The organism is Methanoculleus sp. UBA291, from assembly GCF_002499755.1.
In the GTDB taxonomy this organism is placed as follows: Archaea; Halobacteriota; Methanomicrobia; order Methanomicrobiales; family Methanoculleaceae; genus Methanoculleus; species Methanoculleus palmolei.
Genome location: NZ_DANC01000052.1, coordinates 29,549 through 44,577 on the forward strand (window position 1 = coordinate 29,549; position 15,029 = coordinate 44,577).

A 15,029-nucleotide genomic window follows, 5' to 3' on the forward strand; every position below is an offset into this window, starting at 1 on the left:
ATGAAAGATTTACCGGAATTGCCCTTTAATATCAGGCAACTCACAGACATGCATGTTTCCTGACGTAAGGACCAATAAAGAAGTATAAGAGGAAATTTTTATAAATTATCACCTATAAATCAATGGATAAATTTTGGGATTGTCCCATTATTCTGCAGCCGGGCCAACGGCACTCCCCGGCAGAGACCGAACCGATAGTATCGCCGGCCCGGTGACCGATAGTTGCCGGAAATACGGCAACTCCGGTCCATGTTCAGGGTGAATTCAGCGCGTTGCTTCGAATAATCTTCTTCATCACCGTATCCCAGGACCCGGTCGTGAGAAAACTCTCTTCCATATAGCCGACTACCTTTGCAAACTTCTTCATGGGGAAAGCCATCGTCAAGACGTCGGACGGGACACAGGACCGTGCCGACGGGTCGAACATCCCGAGCACGGCTCTCGGGTTCTCGTTCTGCTGCTCAAGCCGGGGGTAGTAGAAGACCGAGCTGCACCCGGCTCCGAACGGGCAGACGACGCCGTTCGGGTCGGCTCTATCGAAGTTTGCGAGCGTGAAGAGGCCGGAAAACACCTCAGGCCGCGCGAAGAAGACCACGGCGTCCGGGCTGTCCGCATCCGTGAGCCGGTCCCAGCGCTTGAAGACGATGTGCTTTCCCGTCGCAGGCATCCGGGCAGTCCCCCGGTCGAGTTCGTCCACGATCTCCGGCGTCTGCTTGTAGCGTTCTCCTTCGATAACGCCGGGTTTTCCGTAGGAGAGGAAGTAACGGAAATCGGGAAACCGCTCGGCGTCGTAGCCAAGGTAGAACCTCCCCCCGCGGCACCCGATCGAGTCTTCGGAAAAGACGAGGCCCGTCCCTTTTCTCACCCTGACAAGGTCGCAGACAAAGCACCTCCAGCCCTTCGGGACGGAGGCCCGCTCCACCCCGTCGGTCCTGCCCCCGACCTCGAACGTGATCGGAGTTCCGTCCCGGGGAAGTACTGCTCATGGAACCGGATGTAGGCCTCACGCAGTTCCATGTCCATACAGACCTTTTCCGGGGTGACGGGGAAGAATCTTCTGATCCGCTTCCCGGACGGCGGGTCCGGAGAAGGGCAGATCATAAAGTATATAATGTCAACCAATGACTATTGACACATGCCTCTTCCCCTGAACGATAGGCAGTTTATGTTCTGGAAACTCCGCCGCAACGGCCTCCCTAACGTCAGTATCGCAGATCGCTTCAGCATATCCCGCCAGGCGGTCTCGAAGGCGCTGCTTGCCATGGACCGGAAAGTCGAGAAGACGCTTCTAGAGATGGCGCATGCAAACCAGATCGACGTTGAGAGCCTGAACGCGGAGAAAGGAGTCCTTTTCGGGCGTTCCGTCCCGTTCAACGTGAACGCAGTCGTGTTTATATCGGCAGACCGCGGTGTGCAGGTCTGGTACGAGCACGAGGGCGACTGCGGCGCATGCCCGCGATACACCCGGTGCATCGAGCTCCTCTGGGACTACGCGGACGAACTGGGTATCGCGCTTGAAAAGACCGGCGACCCCACGCGGATGGCCGAAGAACTCTTCGCGAAACTCCGGAAGCTCGTATGATGCCGTTCATAGAGGCGATATGGGCCTATCTCGGGTGGTGCCCTGGAGCGGGGTCGATGCGGACGGACCCGCCGGTGCGGTGGACGAAAACAGCCGCGGTGCCGGGCAGGAGGGCCGGGCTCTCCCGAACCGGGCCCGGGCGGTGGAGCCGCTACCACAACCGGGTGCTGGTTACGGCGGTAGCCTTCTCGGCGGCGGCAGCGGTAGCTTTTCTCCTGGTCGAGGATGTTTCAGGGTATCCGGTCGTGTTGGGGTATTTCCATCGGGGCGGGAGCGGTCCTCGGCTTCCTGCTTGCTTACCGGAAGCAGTACGCACGGATTGTTGCCGGCGAGTTCATCGAGGCCAACATGACTAAAAGACAGCGCATCGTCCGGCGCCTGAGCATGCCGGTGGCCACCGTTCTCCTCGTGGCCTTTATGGGTTATTTTGTCCTGAGCGGCATGCCCGGCTGGATCATCAGGTTCACGCTGGCCTTGAGCCTCGTCGGCTGGGCTCAGTACGGTGTCACGATTCTCTGGGAGCGGGGACACTGCACAACCCTGATCGCAGAGAAGGGATCGATGTACACCCTGGATACGACAGCGGAGGGCGAAAGCGCATGATGCTGAAGGTCACCAGGGCGATACGGAGGCTGATGGGCTGGTGCCCCATGGCAGGATCGGTGCGGATGGATCTCGCGGCGCTGACGACGACGACCACGATACCGGGCGGGCAGGACGGTTCCTTCCGGGCCGGCACCGGATGGTGGCATCGCCACCACAACCAGCTGCTCGTCGCGGCGCTGGGTGCATCGGCGGCGACAGCGGCGCTCGTTATCCTGTTCGGGGATGCTTCGGGGCACCTCGCCATGTGGACGGGCCTTGCCGTCGGGATAGGGGCGCTCTTCGGCTCTCTGCTCAGTTACCGCTCCCGGTATGCGCGGGTTGCCGCCGGCGAGTTCCGCAGAGAGAACATGAGCCGAAGACAGCGCGTTGTCCAGCACCTGAGGATGCCGGCGGCCGCCGTTCTCGTCGCCGCCGGTATGGCGTATCTTGTCCTGGGAGGGTTGTTCGACCGACTTCTCGGGATCATGCTGGGCGTGAGTCTCATCTGCTGGGTCTGGTTCGGCCTCACGATCCTCTGGGAGCGGCGGCACCAGGCGGTCATGATCGCGGAGTGGGGGTCGGTATATACCCTGGATACGGCAACGGAGGGCGAACTCATATGGCGTTGAGGTTTGCTGAAGCGATACGGAGGTTGATGGGCTGGTGCCCGAATGCGGCAATGACCGGCAGACGGTGTGCCGCGCTTGAGGTAGAGGTCGAGACGGCGAAAGAAGGCGGCCGGGAGGTGGTGGAGGGTGCACTGGTGGATTACGGCTCGATCGGCACTCCGGGAAGGCTCTTTCTGCTGCTCCTTGCCAGTGCCTGTTTCATTGGATGTTTCTTTGCCATGACTCCGGCAACCCTCGTTACGGTTCCGACAACCTCTGTTATGTTTCCGGCAGGAGGCCTCCTTCTGCTGGCTATCGCACTGGGTTGCGCCGCTCTGGAGTTGTATGGGACCGTACGAAGAGCCCGTATCGATATCGCCCACGACGTCATCACCATCAATCGGACGCTCTTCCGGCCGCTCGTCATCCCGAGGGATGCCATCGAGAAGGCGGAGGTGGGAGAGAACAAACTCCCCGTCCCCCTCTGGCTCCTCGTGGTAGCGCTGGCAGCGCTCTTCACTTCGGCGGCCGGCAGCGTATACACCGGGTTTGGAAACCCGGCCTCAATGCGGTTTCTCTTCGGGCTTGCCGCCGCAGTCCTCTTTCCGGCGCTCTTCTACCGCACCTACGTGCGGACCCGCTACCCGCAGGCCCTGGCGATAACGACCACGAAGAAGAGGATTGCTGTGATCTACACCGATGACCCCGAACGGGTAGTCCGAACGCTGGGGGTGGCCGGATGACGGTCTTCATGGAGTATATCCGGAAGAAGCTCGGCTGGTGCCCGAATGCCGGCGCCGTCGAACCGATCAAGCGCACGAGCGCACAAGCGGGCTACGGGGATGCGTGGAAGGGAAGGAGCCCGGAACCAAACCCCGGCCCGGAGCTCGCCGGCGCCGCAGGCGCCGATCGGGGCGGCTACCAGGACAACATGCTGCTGATCCTCATTGCTCTGGCCTGGCTTCTTCCGGTCGTGTACGACCGTGAGTTCCTCCCGATCCTCATCATCCTCTCCGCAGTCGTCGTGTATTACGACGCGCAGAGCATCCGTGCCGGGGACAAGTTCGAGAAGGAGACGCTTTTCGGCGATATCGTCACCTGGCAGCCGTTAACTTGGGGGGCGGCGACGCTTGTCGGCGGGATCATCATCATGGCGATCTACCTCTTCCACCGCAAGGAGATCTACCGCGCAAACTTCGGCGGGGAGGCATCCGCATGATGCTGAGATTCGCTGAAGCGATACGGAGGTGGATGGGCTGGTGCCCGAACGCAGCAGCGGCCGGAACCGTCCGGCGCCGGTATGCCACGCCGGCCGGCGAGGTCGGGATCGGAGCAGCGAGAGAAGGCAGACGCGAGGCGGTGGAGGGCGTATTCGTGGATTACATCGGTCCCCGTTTCTTACCGCTGTTGATTCTTGTTTTCGGCGGTTTTTTCGTGCTCTTCGTGGTGGGCTTCCTGATCCCCTCCCTGCGTCCCGGATTCTATGCTTTCACAGGCCTCTTCTTTATGGCGTATGCCGTGGTGCGTCTCTATCTCGATACGAAAAAGGCTGAAATAGAGTCATCCGGGGGTTCGGTCGTTGTCCGGAGATCGCGTACTCGCCTCCTCGTCTTCGGAAAAGATGCCGTCAGATCGGTCGAGGTGAAACAACCTTACCTGCCCATACCCCGCTGGGTGTCCGCGTTGCTCTTGATTTTCATGTATGTGGGGGTATTCTACGGCATGGTGTGGATCGGGGCGATGCGGTATCCGGGCAGCCCGGCCGACCCCGATTTTATCTTCCACGCCTTCTATTTGGTCGGCTTCATGGTGTTTATGCTGGAGTTGCTCTGTCGCTCCCTGGTCAGCCTGCGGTATCCCGGCCATCTCAGGGTGAAGCTGGAGCCCGCCGGGTACCTCCACGTCTACACGGACGACCCCGAACGGGTAGCCCAGGTACTGGAGGTTTCCTGATGGCGATATTTCTGGAGTATATCCGGAAGAGGCTCGGCTGGTGCCCGAATGCGGCCGCCACCGGAATCGACCGGAGGCGGTATGCTGTGCCGGAGGCCGCGTTCGGGACCAGGACCGCGGCGGGCGGAGAACGGGAGGTAGTGGAGGGTGTCCTTGTGGACTACGGCCCTATCGGCACTCCGGGAATCTACCTCGTGCTGCTCGTTGCCGGCGCTCTTCTCATCGGGTGCTTCTTCGTTCTGCCTCAAGCAGGGGGCCGTCTTCTGCTGGCGATAATACTCGCCGCATATTCCGGGGTGGAGTTGTATGGAGTCGTACAAAAAGCCAGTATCGAGATCGCTCGCGGCATCATCGTGATTCGGCGCCCGTTCTTCCGGCCAATCGTTATCCCGAAGGATGCCGTCGTGAAGGCGGAGGTGAGAGAGAACAAACCCCCCGTCCCCTCCTGGATCTTCGCGGCGGCTCTGACGGCGCTTCTCGTTTCGGCGGCCGGCAGCATATACAGCGGATTCTCCAACCCGGCTTCCATGCGGTTTATCTTCGGGTTTGCCGCCGCGATCTTTTTCCTGGTGATCTTCTACCGCACCTATGCGCGGGCACATTACCCGCAGACCCTGACGATAACGACCGCAGAGAAGAAGATTGCCGCCATCTACACGGACGACCCCGAACGGATAGCCCGGACGCTGGAGGTTTCCCGATGATAATCTTTGTGGAGTATCTCAGAAAGAAACTCGGCTGGTGCCCGAATGCAGCGGCGGCCGGAATCGACCGGAAGCGGTATGCCGTGCCGGACGGCAAGATCGAGACCGCGGCGAGAGAAGGCAGCCGGGAAATGGCGGAGGGCGTATTCGTGGATTACGTCAGTCCCTGGTTCTTACCGATCTCGATTCTCGTCTTCGGCGGGCTCTTCGTGGCAGGCCTCCTGATACCCGCGTTGCGTCCCGGGTTCTCTATTCTCATGGGTCTCTCCTTTATGACGTATGCCGCGGTGCACCTCTATCACGATACAAAGGGGACCGTGATTGAGTCGTCCGAGAATTCCGTCATCGTCCGAAGATCGCGTTCCCGGCCGCTCGCCTTCGGAAAGGATGCCTTCAGGTCGGTCGTGATGATAAAGGCGTATCCTCCCGTTCTTCGCCGGGCGTTTGCCCTGCTCCTGGTCCTCACGTATGCGGGGGTATTCTTCGTCAGGGCAGGGGTTGGGTGGATGCGGTATCCGGACGCCCAGGCTGTCGACCCCGAATTCGTCTTCCAGGTCTTCTTTGAGGTCGGCTTTGCGGTGTTTATGCTGGAGTTGCTCTATCGCTCCCTGGTCAGCCTGCGGTATCCCGGCCATCTCAGGGTGAGGCTGGAGCCCGCAGGGTTCCTCCACGTCTACACGGATGACCCGAAGAGGCTGGCCGTGCTGTTCGGCGCCCCGCGATGACGGAGCATACCTTTTGAAGAGAACAGCCCAATGTACACGGTAGCGACATTCAATGGACCCTACACCGAATACCCTCCCGCAACCCCCATCCGACGGAACGGTCAGCTTGGTTGACGGTACCGCCGACGCTCAACCGTCCTCCCCGCCGCTCGTCGAGTTTCGGAACGTCAGCGTCGTCCGGGGCGGCCGGAAACTCCTCGACTCTGTCTCGCTCACGGTCCGGGAGGGAGAGCAGATCGCCATCCTCGGGCCGAACGGTGCCGGGAAGTCGTCGCTCATCCGGGCGATCACCCGTGAGTACTACCCCTCCTCTCCGGGGCCGGGCGTCGTCTTCAGGTTCCGGGGGCAGGACCGGTGGGACGCCTTCGACCTGCGCTCCCACATCGGGCTTGTCTCCGGCGACCTTCAGCACACCTTCACCCGCGGCATATCGGGCCGCGAGGTCGTGCTTTCGGGGTTCTTCTCGAGCGTCGGGCTCTTCTCCCATAAGGTGACGCCCGATATGGAGAGAAAGGCAGACGAGATCCTCGAGTTCCTCGAGGTCGCCCACCTCGCGGACCGCCCGATGACAGAGATCTCTTCCGGCGAGGGGCGCAGGCTCCTGATCGGGAGGGCCCTGGTCCACGACCCGGGCACTCTCGTTCTGGACGAACCCACGAACAGCCTTGACCTCGCCGCGCTCCACATCTTCCGAAAGACTCTCCGGAAGATCGCACGGTCGGGCACCGGCATCGTCCTCGTCACCCACAGCCTCCCCGATATCATCCCGGAGATCTCCCGGGTCGTTCTGATGCGGGACGGCGCCGTCAGGATGGACGGCCCGAAGACGGATGTCCTGACCAATGAAGCCATCGGCGGGCTCTTTTGCGTCCCGGTGCGTGTGGTGGAGGAAGACGGGTACTTTTACGCGACGGGATACTGAGCGAGGGCCACATCTTCACCTACCCGGGCTCCGAATTTTGTCGTTCCTCGATCAGCAGAACGTTTAAGGCGGGGACCATCCCGCATACCTGCGGCACCTCACCGGGTGTCGCTATTCCCGAGGAGAGAGGAATGAGAGACGATGCGAGTACTGCAGCCGTCCGGGACCTCATGGCTGAGTTTGCCGCCCGGACGGGGCTTGACCCGTCGGGTATCCGTCCCCGGCGTTACCTCTGGACGGACGCCTACGCGGTCTGCAACTACCTTGGACTCTTCCGCCGGACGGGCGACGCGTCCTATCGGGACCTCGCCCTCCGTCTCGTCGACCAGGTGCATCACATCCTCGGCCGGCACCGTGACGATGACCGGAGGACCGGCTGGATCAGCGGTCTCTCCGAAAAGGAGGGAGAGGCGCACCCGACCCGGGGCGGCCTCCGGATCGGTAAACCGCTTCCCGAACGCGGGCCGGGCGAACCGTTCGACGAGCAACTGGAATGGGACCGGGACGGGCAGTATTATCATTATTTGACCAAGTGGATGCACGCCCTCAACCGGGTGAGACGGGTCACCGGAGACCCGGCGTATACCCGATGGGCGGCTGAACTTGCAAAGACGGCCCATGCCGCGTTCACCTACGTCCCCGCCTCCGGCGGCGGGAAGAGAATGTACTGGAAGATGAGCATCGACCTCTCCCGGCCGCTCGTTCCCGCAATGGGCCAGCACGACCCGCTTGACGGGTTCGTCACCTACAGCGAGCTCCAGATGGCGGGGGGCAGTGGATGCGGAGGATCGTTGCAGTCCGACCTATCCCCGGAGATCGTCGATATGGCTGGCATCTGTCGGGAAGGGGGCTTGGCCACGGACGACCCGCTCGGCATTGGCGGTCTCCTCTTTGATGCCGGGCGGGTAGTGGAGATGATGATCAGGGGCGGCTTTGCGTACATAGACCTGCTGGCCTCCGTTCTCGATGCTGCCCGGACAGGCCTCGCCGCATTTGTCGGGAGCGGTGCGCTCGAGTACCCTGCGGCGTACCGCCTTGCCTTCAGGGAGTTCGGGCTCTCGATCGGCCTATCGGGGGTGGACGCTCTCGTGAAGCGGATCCGGGAGAACCCTGACCTTTTCGGGCGGCAGAGCCCCGTGCAGCGGCGAGCCGGGGCGCTCGTGGAGTACGTGCCGCTTGCCGGCAGAATCGAACGGTTCTGGATGGATGCAGGAAACAGGCAAACCGGAACCTGGACAGGAAACCGGGAGATCAACACGGTGATGCTCGCCACCAGCCTCGCTCCCGGGGAGTTCCTGGCAATCTAGAGGGAGACGGTACCCCGCCGTGTCCCGGCACCCATACTCTTTTAAGGAGAGGCGATAAGATCGGACTTAAAAAGAGGAACGAATCATGTCATCCAGACTGATGGATTACTTCAACAAACAGCCGCGGCTCGGCGTCCTCAGCACAGCAAACAGAGAGGGCAAGGTCGATGCGGCGGTCTTCGGCTCGCCGATGATGGTCGACGAGAAGACCGTCGTTATGGGGCTCGGGAACAACCGCACGTTTGCCTACCTGCAGGAGAACCCGAATGCCGTCTTCACGATCATGGAGCAGGGAGCGACGCTTATGGACTGGAAGGGGCTTCGGGTCTACCTGAAAATGAAGGAGTTTGCAACATCCGGAGCGGCGCTGGAGGATTACCGGAAGAAGATCGCTATGGCCGCAGGCAAAGATGCGGCGGCGATGATCCATGCCTCGGTGACGTTTGAGGTCGGTGAGGTGCGGCCCCTCATCGATATGGGCCAGGGCTGGGAGAAATCCATCTGAGCTTCGGGAAGGGGGCCTCGTCGGAGGACTCCCCGGTCTCCCATTCCGGAGGCCCAAGAACAGCCCTCAGAGACGACCGACCCCGGGGCTTCCCCCTGTGCTCCTGCCGCGCCCCCATGCCACGAGGAGGCGGACGCATGCCTCCACCTACTCCGAGAGGAACTGAAATATCCACAGCAGGTGCTCGTTGAGCGGTTTCTTCTTCTGCCAGGTCTTCTCAAGCGGCGTGCACAGAAGGTCGCCCCCGACCTCGCCCACCATGCACCCGCTCCGGCCTTCAAGCAACGCCTCGACGGCGGCGACACCGAAGAGGCTCCCGAGCACCCGGTCGCGCAACGTCGGCGGCCCGCCCCGCTGGAGATGACCGAGGACGACGACGCGCGATTCGAAGTTGAGGCGTTCACTGACCTCCCGGGCGATCTGAAAGGAGATCCCCGGCGTCTTTCCCTCCGTCACCACCACGATTGCGCTTTTCTTCCCGATGGTGAACCCCTCCCGTATCCGCTCGCTGATCCGGGCGATCGAGAGTTCTTCTTCCGGGATGACCAGTTCCTCGGCACCGCCGGCGATGCCGCTCTCGAGTGCCAGAAATCCGGCCGTGCGCCCCATCACCTCGATGAAGAAGAGGCGTTCGTGGGACCGGGCCGTGTCGCGGATGCGGTCGATAGCCTCAACCGCGCAGTTCGCTGCGGTATCGAACCCGATACAGTAGTCGGTCCCGTAGACGTCGTTGTCGATGCTCGCCGGCACCCCGACGAGCGCGGCCGTATCCGCTTCGGCGGCAAGCAGGCTTGCACCGTGGAACGTCCCTTCTCCTCCGATCAGGACGAGGCCGTCAAGTTCCAGCCGCTCAATGGCCGCCGCCGCCCGGAGCCGCCCCTCCTCCGTGGAGAACTCCAGGCTCCGGGAGGTCTCGAGGATCGTACCGCCCTGGTGGATGGTGTTCCGGATCGCCGTCCGGTCGAGCGGCACCGCGTCGCCGGCAATGAGCCCGGCATACCCATGGCGTATCCCGAGGACGACGTGGTCGTGCGCGAGTGCGGTACGCACCACCGCCCGGATGCAGGCGTTCATTCCCGGGGCGTCGCCGCCGCTCGTCAGGACGCCGATGCGTCTCATGGGTCCCCCGCATCGTCGAGTGCCTCAACGCCCGGAAGCGGCTTTCCCGCAAGCATCGCGAGGGCGGCCCCGCCGCCGGTCGAGACATGGGTCATCTCGTCGGCAAGCCCGAACATCCCCACCGCATCCGCGGTCGAACCGCCGCCGATAACCGTCGTACCACGGAGCGTGGCGAGGGCCGCGGCAATCCGGCGGGTCCCTTCGGCAAACTCCGGGACCTCAAAGACCCCCATCGGCCCGTTCCAGACAACGGTTCGCGAGCCCGCAAGTGCACGGCAGAACTCATCGGCAGCCCCCGGTCCGATATCAGCAACGATCCGGTCGTCCGGAATCGCCGTTGAGGGTACAACCCGGACCGGGACGCCCGGCTCCAGTTTCTCCGCAACGACGACGTCCCGGGGCAGAAGGAGGCGGACGCCACGTTCCGCGGCTTTTGCCTCAAGATCCCTGACGGCATCGAGGCTATCGGTCTCAACGCGTGATCTACCGGTCCCGTATCCCCGACTCGCGAAGAACGTCGCTGCCATGCCGCCTCCGATAAGGAGCAGATCCACCCGGGAGATGACGTGTTCGAGAACCGCCAGTTTATCGCTCACCTTGGCCCCGCCGATCGCGGCGGCAAACGGCCGTTCGGGGTCTTCCAGGATGCGGGTAAAGGTGTCCACCTCTTTTTCGAGCAGGAGCCCGGCAACCGCCGGCAGATGCTCAGGAACGCCCACGACCGATGCATGGGCCCGGTGAGAAACGCCGAAGGCATCGTCGACATAGATATCCGCGAGGCCGGCGAGGTTCGCCGCAAAGACCGGGTCGTCCACCTTCTCCTCCGGGTGGAACCGGAGGTTCTCAAGGAGGACGACGTCTCCATTGTTCATCCCCGCAACCGTGCCCTCCACCTCCGGCCCGACACAGTCCTGCAGCGCGGCGACCGGCCGATCGAGCAGCACCGAAAGACGATTCGCCACGAGGGCGAGGCGTAGCCGCTCCACGACCACGCCATCCGGCCGGTCCAAGTGAGAGCAGAGGATGACCCGTGCGCCCCGCTCGCAGAGGTAGCGTATCGTCGGGAGGCTGGCCCGGATTCGGGTATCGTCGGCGATGGCGCCGTCGGCGTCGAGCGGCACGTTGAAGTCGGCACGGACGAGCACCCTTCTCTCCCGCACATCGATATCCCGGATCGTCTTCTTTCGTCTTGATAATCCGTTCTGCATACCAGCATACCCCCGGAGCGGCGAAGAACTGCAGGAGATCGGTGCCGGGTGCATGGGCCGGCTGTCCTTCTCCATCCGGCGCTCTGCGGTCTCCCCGGCCGGCCGATCTAAAGTGTTCCCGGCCGAAAACCCGGTTCTTCACACGGGCCCGCGGCCAATCCAATCACGGCTCTTGTGAGGGAGTTCACCGCTCCTGACGGCGTTCCCAGTAAGGCGTGTAGCCGTAGTGGCTGTACATACCGGTGAGCCACTCGCGTTCGGCGGTCGTCGGCCAGTTCCCTTTGTCAAATCCCGGTGCGTTCTCCAGCTGCTCTTTAGGTACGTCGAGAACGAAGGAGTCGTCGGATGCGTTGTACTGGAGAGCCGCCCAGGGAACGGCGAAGAGTTTATCGCCAAGCCCCATGATGCCGCCGAACGAGAGAGCGGCATAGGCGGTGCAGCCTTCGTTGATATCGACCACGATATCCTTGATATTTCCGAGGTCCTCGCCACTCGGATTTCTGACCGAATAATCTGCAATATCTTTTCCCCGTATAATGTTCCGTCTCTCCATCTGTGTAGTAGCTCCTCTCATGTGCATCACGTCTCCACGAAAGCGTGGGCTGTTCCATCCCACAGCAAGAGGGTCCATACGGGATGGGCCATATTTAATTCTTGCTACAGTATAGTAAAGAGCAAATATACCTTGGGGGGAGCGGCTTTCGGGCGATTTCACTGCAGCGGCCTCCCAACGAAAAATTATCGTGTCACGTAATGGTTCAGCGGGACGAATCGGGCCAGCCGACGACGCCTCATGCCGACCCGGACTTAGGGGGCGTAACCCGGGGTTGGGCGTCATCTTCCAGATGATAGTGCTTTCGCAGGAACTGCCTGACGTTCAGCGATGCGACGTACCCCTGGTCCAACTCCGTGACGATCCTATCGATGATCTGCGCCTGTTCGGCGATCTGCCGGGCGGCCGCACCGTCCTGCATGCCCGCGAGACCGATGATGACGGCAAGCGGGTTTTTGATGCGATCGCCAAGGCACGCGAGGTGCTCAATGTTCCGGTTAAACTGGGAGCAGACCTCTTGCCACAGGTGTTCGTCGCTCTGGTTACCGGACTTTCGGTGCGCAACCGCAATGGTCCCGGCGGGATTGCCTTCATCGTCGCCGACAAGCGCGAACCCGAAGATCACCGCAACCGGTTGACGTTGCATATCCGTGAGGGTTGCTTCTATCGTACGCACGTTCCCTGGCAGAACGGAGCGTCCTGTCGATCCCCTGGAGACACGGTCCAGAAAACAGGCCTTCTGGAATTCAGCAATAGACTCCGGAGTCATTATAGAAGAGAGGTGTTTACCGGCCAGATCTCCCGGATTATACCCAAGGAGGAGCCTTGCCGAGGGGCTCACCGATCTTATCGCAAGGCCGGGGTCGAGGCACACGACCAGGTCGGAAGAGACGGTCTCAAGGAAGTCGTAGCGTTGCCGATATTCCTGAAGATTCGTTTCCAGTCGGCCGGAATCCTGGCTGACATGAAAGGTATCCAGGCGCGCGCCCCGGTTCGGCCCGCTGGGGATGACGGTGCTCGAGTACTCCACCCAGATTCCCCTGCACGGATTTCGGGATATGCGGTATCGCCTCGTCGGAATATTCTCACAGAAAAAGCAGGACCCGATGAAGTCCGCTTTTAAATCCTCGCCGCCCTGAAGGTTCGGGGAGACGCAGAGGGAAATGAACTCCACGGCGTTCATACCGATGGTCTCGTAGCCGCTTACCCCAAAGAGCCTCTCCATGGCCCTGTTCATCCAGACGACGGCCTGATCCGGACCGATCACTACGACTCCGTCCTCCAGGCGGTCCACCAGCAGCACCAGCATATTCCTGGTAGATGCAGTCGCACCGCGGGGTTCGCCCTGCGTGCAGCAACTGTCGCGGCAAAGTAACATCTCGGCTATCCGCTCTCGTTCCGATCCATTTAGCCCGGCTCTGTTACAATCCATATCCGCCGCCCCGACCATGCATCCGTCTTCCCCGGATCTATTTTAAAAATATCCGGTATATATGAGTTTCTTACCCTTTCAACGAAGAAATACCGCCATTTTGAGAAATTACAACGGTACGGAGCGTTTACAAGAGTACTGTACAATTTCGGTCAGAATGTAATATTTTGCTATCCCGGATCGTGTACACTATGCAAGCACAGTCTCTTATCATCTCGATACTTGTAGTTACGCTCTCGGGAGCCCTCAAACTGCAATTCGCATACGGGTTTCTCGGCGAACATGTACCGCTCACTGAGTTTGCCGCCGCGGCGCTCATTGCATACTCGGCCTATGCGTTCGACCGCGGCGTGGAGAATAAAGAGGATGAGAAGCGGGGAAGTCGGTTCCGAAAGGCTCTTCTGGTGACGGCCGGCATCGCGATGATCGGCACATTCGTCCTCTACCCGAACCCCGCTCTCCTCATACCGTTCCTCGTTGCTTACCTCTATGCAAAGGGCATTGGGGGTCACCGGTTAAAGGGAAGCAGCGGAATGAAAAACTGCATTGTCGCTCTCACCTGGTCGCTCGGCATCCTCATCTTCCTTGGCGCCGTCACCCTGCCGATCGTGCTGATCTGCCTCTTCTTCTTCTGCAAAAGTTTCGTCAACACCGTCATCTACGACGTCCGCGACGTCGATAAGGATAAAATGGCGGGGATCATAACGATCCCGACGCTCCTCTCCCGGCCGCAGGTCACCACCCTGCTGCTCGGCATCAGCCTTTCCGCCCACATTGTAGTCTTTGGCGCCTACTTCACAGGCTGTATTGCCGGCATCGACGTTCTGCTCATCAGTCTGGTTCACAGTGCTTTTTACATCGTTGCCTACTGCAACCAGTTCGAGATGCTCAGGAACGCACTCGTCGACGGGGAGTGGATTCTCTATTCAGGCTATACGATTCTGCGGGACCTGGTTCTATAGTGGCGGATCAGATCCATTCCAAAATTTATCGCTTCGGGAGACGTTGCAATGAGGTCCCGTGTGAAGTCATAACTCCCCGATTTGTAGAAGAACCCGATGGAGAGAAAGGTATCCGTGACAGTGGCAGCGATCCTGGGCGTTTCCAGAGTGAGGTATACCTCAAGGTTGCCGTAATTCTCAAGCGGGTAGGCCGAGATGAGATCGTAAACCTCCTGCGTGACCACCAGAGAGATAGGATCGCCGCTCTCCGCCAGGCCCTTGAAGAATTCCGGGTAATCAGGAAAAAGGAGTGGGGATACTCCGTATATCTCCCGGGTATTCTTCAGATAATCAGTAAAGACGCGGTGCGGTTTTAATATGTCGAACGGCTCCGAGGTGATCACCTGAGCATCGCGGATCTCGCAGAGACGAAGAGCGAACTCGTCCGGGAAAGCAATGACATGGTCCGGGAAGGCTTCGTAAAGCATGCGCAGGGTTTCGATGCTCTCCTTGAACCGCTGGAATATGATTAGGCTTGCGTGTCCCCTGTCGGTCAACGAGACCTCGCCGTCGACTTCCCTGACAAAACCCGCCTTCTTCAGATAATTGACGGTAAAGGCATACGTTGAGGAGGGAATGTGCTGTTTAATCGTATCCTTGGTCTCCTGCTGCAGGAGTGCATCCAGAACCTCAATTCGGCGTTCGCTCGAAAAGATCTTCATGAAATCAGTGATTTTCATGTACCTTCTCATATTTCGTCGGCAACGTCACATTAATCTTCTTCCTGGAAGAGACGGTATACAGAGCCCAAGAGAGCCGACTATGCCCCGGTTCCACGGATCGATCGAATACAGGAGGGCTCTCCCGCCGGCCCCGATCTCCCGA

18 protein-coding genes are annotated in these 15,029 nt (G+C 60.7%); 12 read left to right on the forward strand and 6 right to left on the reverse strand.

Features of this window, described 5'->3' with window-relative positions; all coding sequences use genetic code 11:
• Window positions 1–253: 253 nt before the first annotated feature.
• Window positions 254–922 carry a DUF169 domain-containing protein gene (locus BP737_RS12215; protein WP_292409617.1) on the reverse strand — a complete coding sequence of 223 codons (669 nt, stop codon included), beginning with the start codon at window positions 920–922 and terminating at the stop codon, window positions 254–256.
• A gap of 213 nt (window positions 923–1,135) precedes the next feature.
• Here BP737_RS12215 and BP737_RS12220 point away from each other — a divergent pair, with 213 nt between their 5' ends.
• The 11 genes from BP737_RS12220 (at window position 1,136) to BP737_RS12270 (ending at window position 8,891) form a co-directional block, all read left to right on the forward strand.
• Window positions 1,136–1,582 carry a hypothetical protein gene (locus BP737_RS12220; protein WP_292409619.1) on the forward strand — a complete coding sequence of 149 codons (447 nt, stop codon included), beginning with the start codon at window positions 1,136–1,138 and terminating at the stop codon, window positions 1,580–1,582.
• A 225-nt stretch (window positions 1,583–1,807) separates the two neighbouring features.
• Window positions 1,808–2,185 carry a hypothetical protein gene (locus tag BP737_RS12225; protein WP_292409622.1) on the forward strand — a complete coding sequence of 126 codons (378 nt, stop codon included), beginning with the start codon at window positions 1,808–1,810 and terminating at the stop codon, window positions 2,183–2,185.
• On the forward strand, window positions 2,182–2,796 hold the full coding sequence (locus BP737_RS12230; protein ID WP_292409623.1) for a DUF1673 family protein: 615 nt from the start codon (window positions 2,182–2,184) through the stop codon (window positions 2,794–2,796). The genes BP737_RS12225 and BP737_RS12230 overlap by 4 nt, the downstream gene beginning before the upstream one ends.
• Complete coding sequence (locus BP737_RS12235; protein ID WP_292409625.1) at window positions 2,787–3,518, forward strand: hypothetical protein; 732 nt, start codon at window positions 2,787–2,789, stop codon at window positions 3,516–3,518. The genes BP737_RS12230 and BP737_RS12235 overlap by 10 nt, the downstream gene beginning before the upstream one ends.
• Complete coding sequence (locus BP737_RS12240) at window positions 3,515–3,994, forward strand: hypothetical protein (protein ID WP_292409627.1); 480 nt, start codon at window positions 3,515–3,517, stop codon at window positions 3,992–3,994. Before BP737_RS12235 ends, BP737_RS12240 begins: the two co-directional genes overlap by 4 nt.
• Window positions 3,991–4,728 (forward strand): hypothetical protein, encoded by a 738-nt coding sequence (locus BP737_RS12245; RefSeq protein ID WP_342686223.1) that lies wholly within the window; start codon window positions 3,991–3,993, stop codon window positions 4,726–4,728. Before BP737_RS12240 ends, BP737_RS12245 begins: the two co-directional genes overlap by 4 nt.
• On the forward strand, window positions 4,728–5,432 hold the full coding sequence (locus BP737_RS12250; RefSeq protein ID WP_292409631.1) for a hypothetical protein: 705 nt from the start codon (window positions 4,728–4,730) through the stop codon (window positions 5,430–5,432). The genes BP737_RS12245 and BP737_RS12250 overlap by 1 nt, the downstream gene beginning before the upstream one ends.
• Window positions 5,429–6,157 (forward strand): DUF1673 family protein, encoded by a 729-nt coding sequence (locus tag BP737_RS12255; RefSeq protein WP_292409633.1) that lies wholly within the window; start codon window positions 5,429–5,431, stop codon window positions 6,155–6,157. The genes BP737_RS12250 and BP737_RS12255 overlap by 4 nt, the downstream gene beginning before the upstream one ends.
• A 106-nt stretch (window positions 6,158–6,263) precedes the next feature.
• Window positions 6,264–7,079 (forward strand): ABC transporter ATP-binding protein, encoded by an 816-nt coding sequence (locus BP737_RS12260; RefSeq protein WP_292409635.1) that lies wholly within the window; start codon window positions 6,264–6,266, stop codon window positions 7,077–7,079.
• Between the two features lie 131 nt (window positions 7,080–7,210).
• The gene (locus tag BP737_RS12265) at window positions 7,211–8,386 is read left to right on the forward strand and encodes a hypothetical protein (protein WP_292409637.1); all 1,176 of its coding nucleotides are present in this window, start codon (window positions 7,211–7,213) and stop codon (window positions 8,384–8,386) included.
• 85 nt (window positions 8,387–8,471) lie between these two features.
• Complete coding sequence (locus BP737_RS12270) at window positions 8,472–8,891, forward strand: pyridoxamine 5'-phosphate oxidase family protein (RefSeq protein WP_292409638.1); 420 nt, start codon at window positions 8,472–8,474, stop codon at window positions 8,889–8,891.
• Window positions 8,892–9,038: 147 nt separating this feature from the next.
• On the opposite strand, the gene pfkA is transcribed toward BP737_RS12270, so the two are convergent.
• From pfkA to BP737_RS12290, 4 genes are all read right to left on the reverse strand, one after another.
• The gene (pfkA, locus tag BP737_RS12275) at window positions 9,039–10,010 is read right to left on the reverse strand and encodes a 6-phosphofructokinase (protein WP_292409640.1); all 972 of its coding nucleotides are present in this window, start codon (window positions 10,008–10,010) and stop codon (window positions 9,039–9,041) included.
• Entirely contained in the window at window positions 10,007–11,218 is a 1,212-nt protein-coding gene (locus tag BP737_RS12280) for a phosphoglycerate kinase (RefSeq protein ID WP_292409641.1), read from the reverse strand. The genes pfkA and BP737_RS12280 overlap by 4 nt, the downstream gene beginning before the upstream one ends.
• Window positions 11,219–11,402: 184 nt before the next feature.
• A complete protein-coding gene (locus tag BP737_RS12285) occupies window positions 11,403–11,792 on the reverse strand; it encodes a PRC-barrel domain-containing protein (protein WP_292409642.1) in 390 nt (129 codons plus the stop codon).
• Window positions 11,793–12,009: 217 nt separating this feature from the next.
• Window positions 12,010–13,149 carry a PAS domain-containing protein gene (locus BP737_RS12290; protein ID WP_292409644.1) on the reverse strand — a complete coding sequence of 380 codons (1,140 nt, stop codon included), beginning with the start codon at window positions 13,147–13,149 and terminating at the stop codon, window positions 12,010–12,012.
• 245 nt (window positions 13,150–13,394) lie between these two features.
• Here BP737_RS12290 and BP737_RS12295 point away from each other — a divergent pair, with 245 nt between their 5' ends.
• Window positions 13,395–14,165, forward strand: a complete 771-nt coding sequence (locus tag BP737_RS12295) for a hypothetical protein (protein WP_292409646.1) — start codon at window positions 13,395–13,397, stop codon at window positions 14,163–14,165.
• Here BP737_RS12295 and BP737_RS12300 read toward each other — a convergent pair.
• On the reverse strand, window positions 14,135–14,896 hold the full coding sequence (locus BP737_RS12300) for a helix-turn-helix transcriptional regulator (RefSeq protein ID WP_342686224.1): 762 nt from the start codon (window positions 14,894–14,896) through the stop codon (window positions 14,135–14,137). The genes BP737_RS12295 and BP737_RS12300 overlap by 31 nt on opposite strands.
• Between the last annotated feature and the right edge of the window lie 133 nt (window positions 14,897–15,029).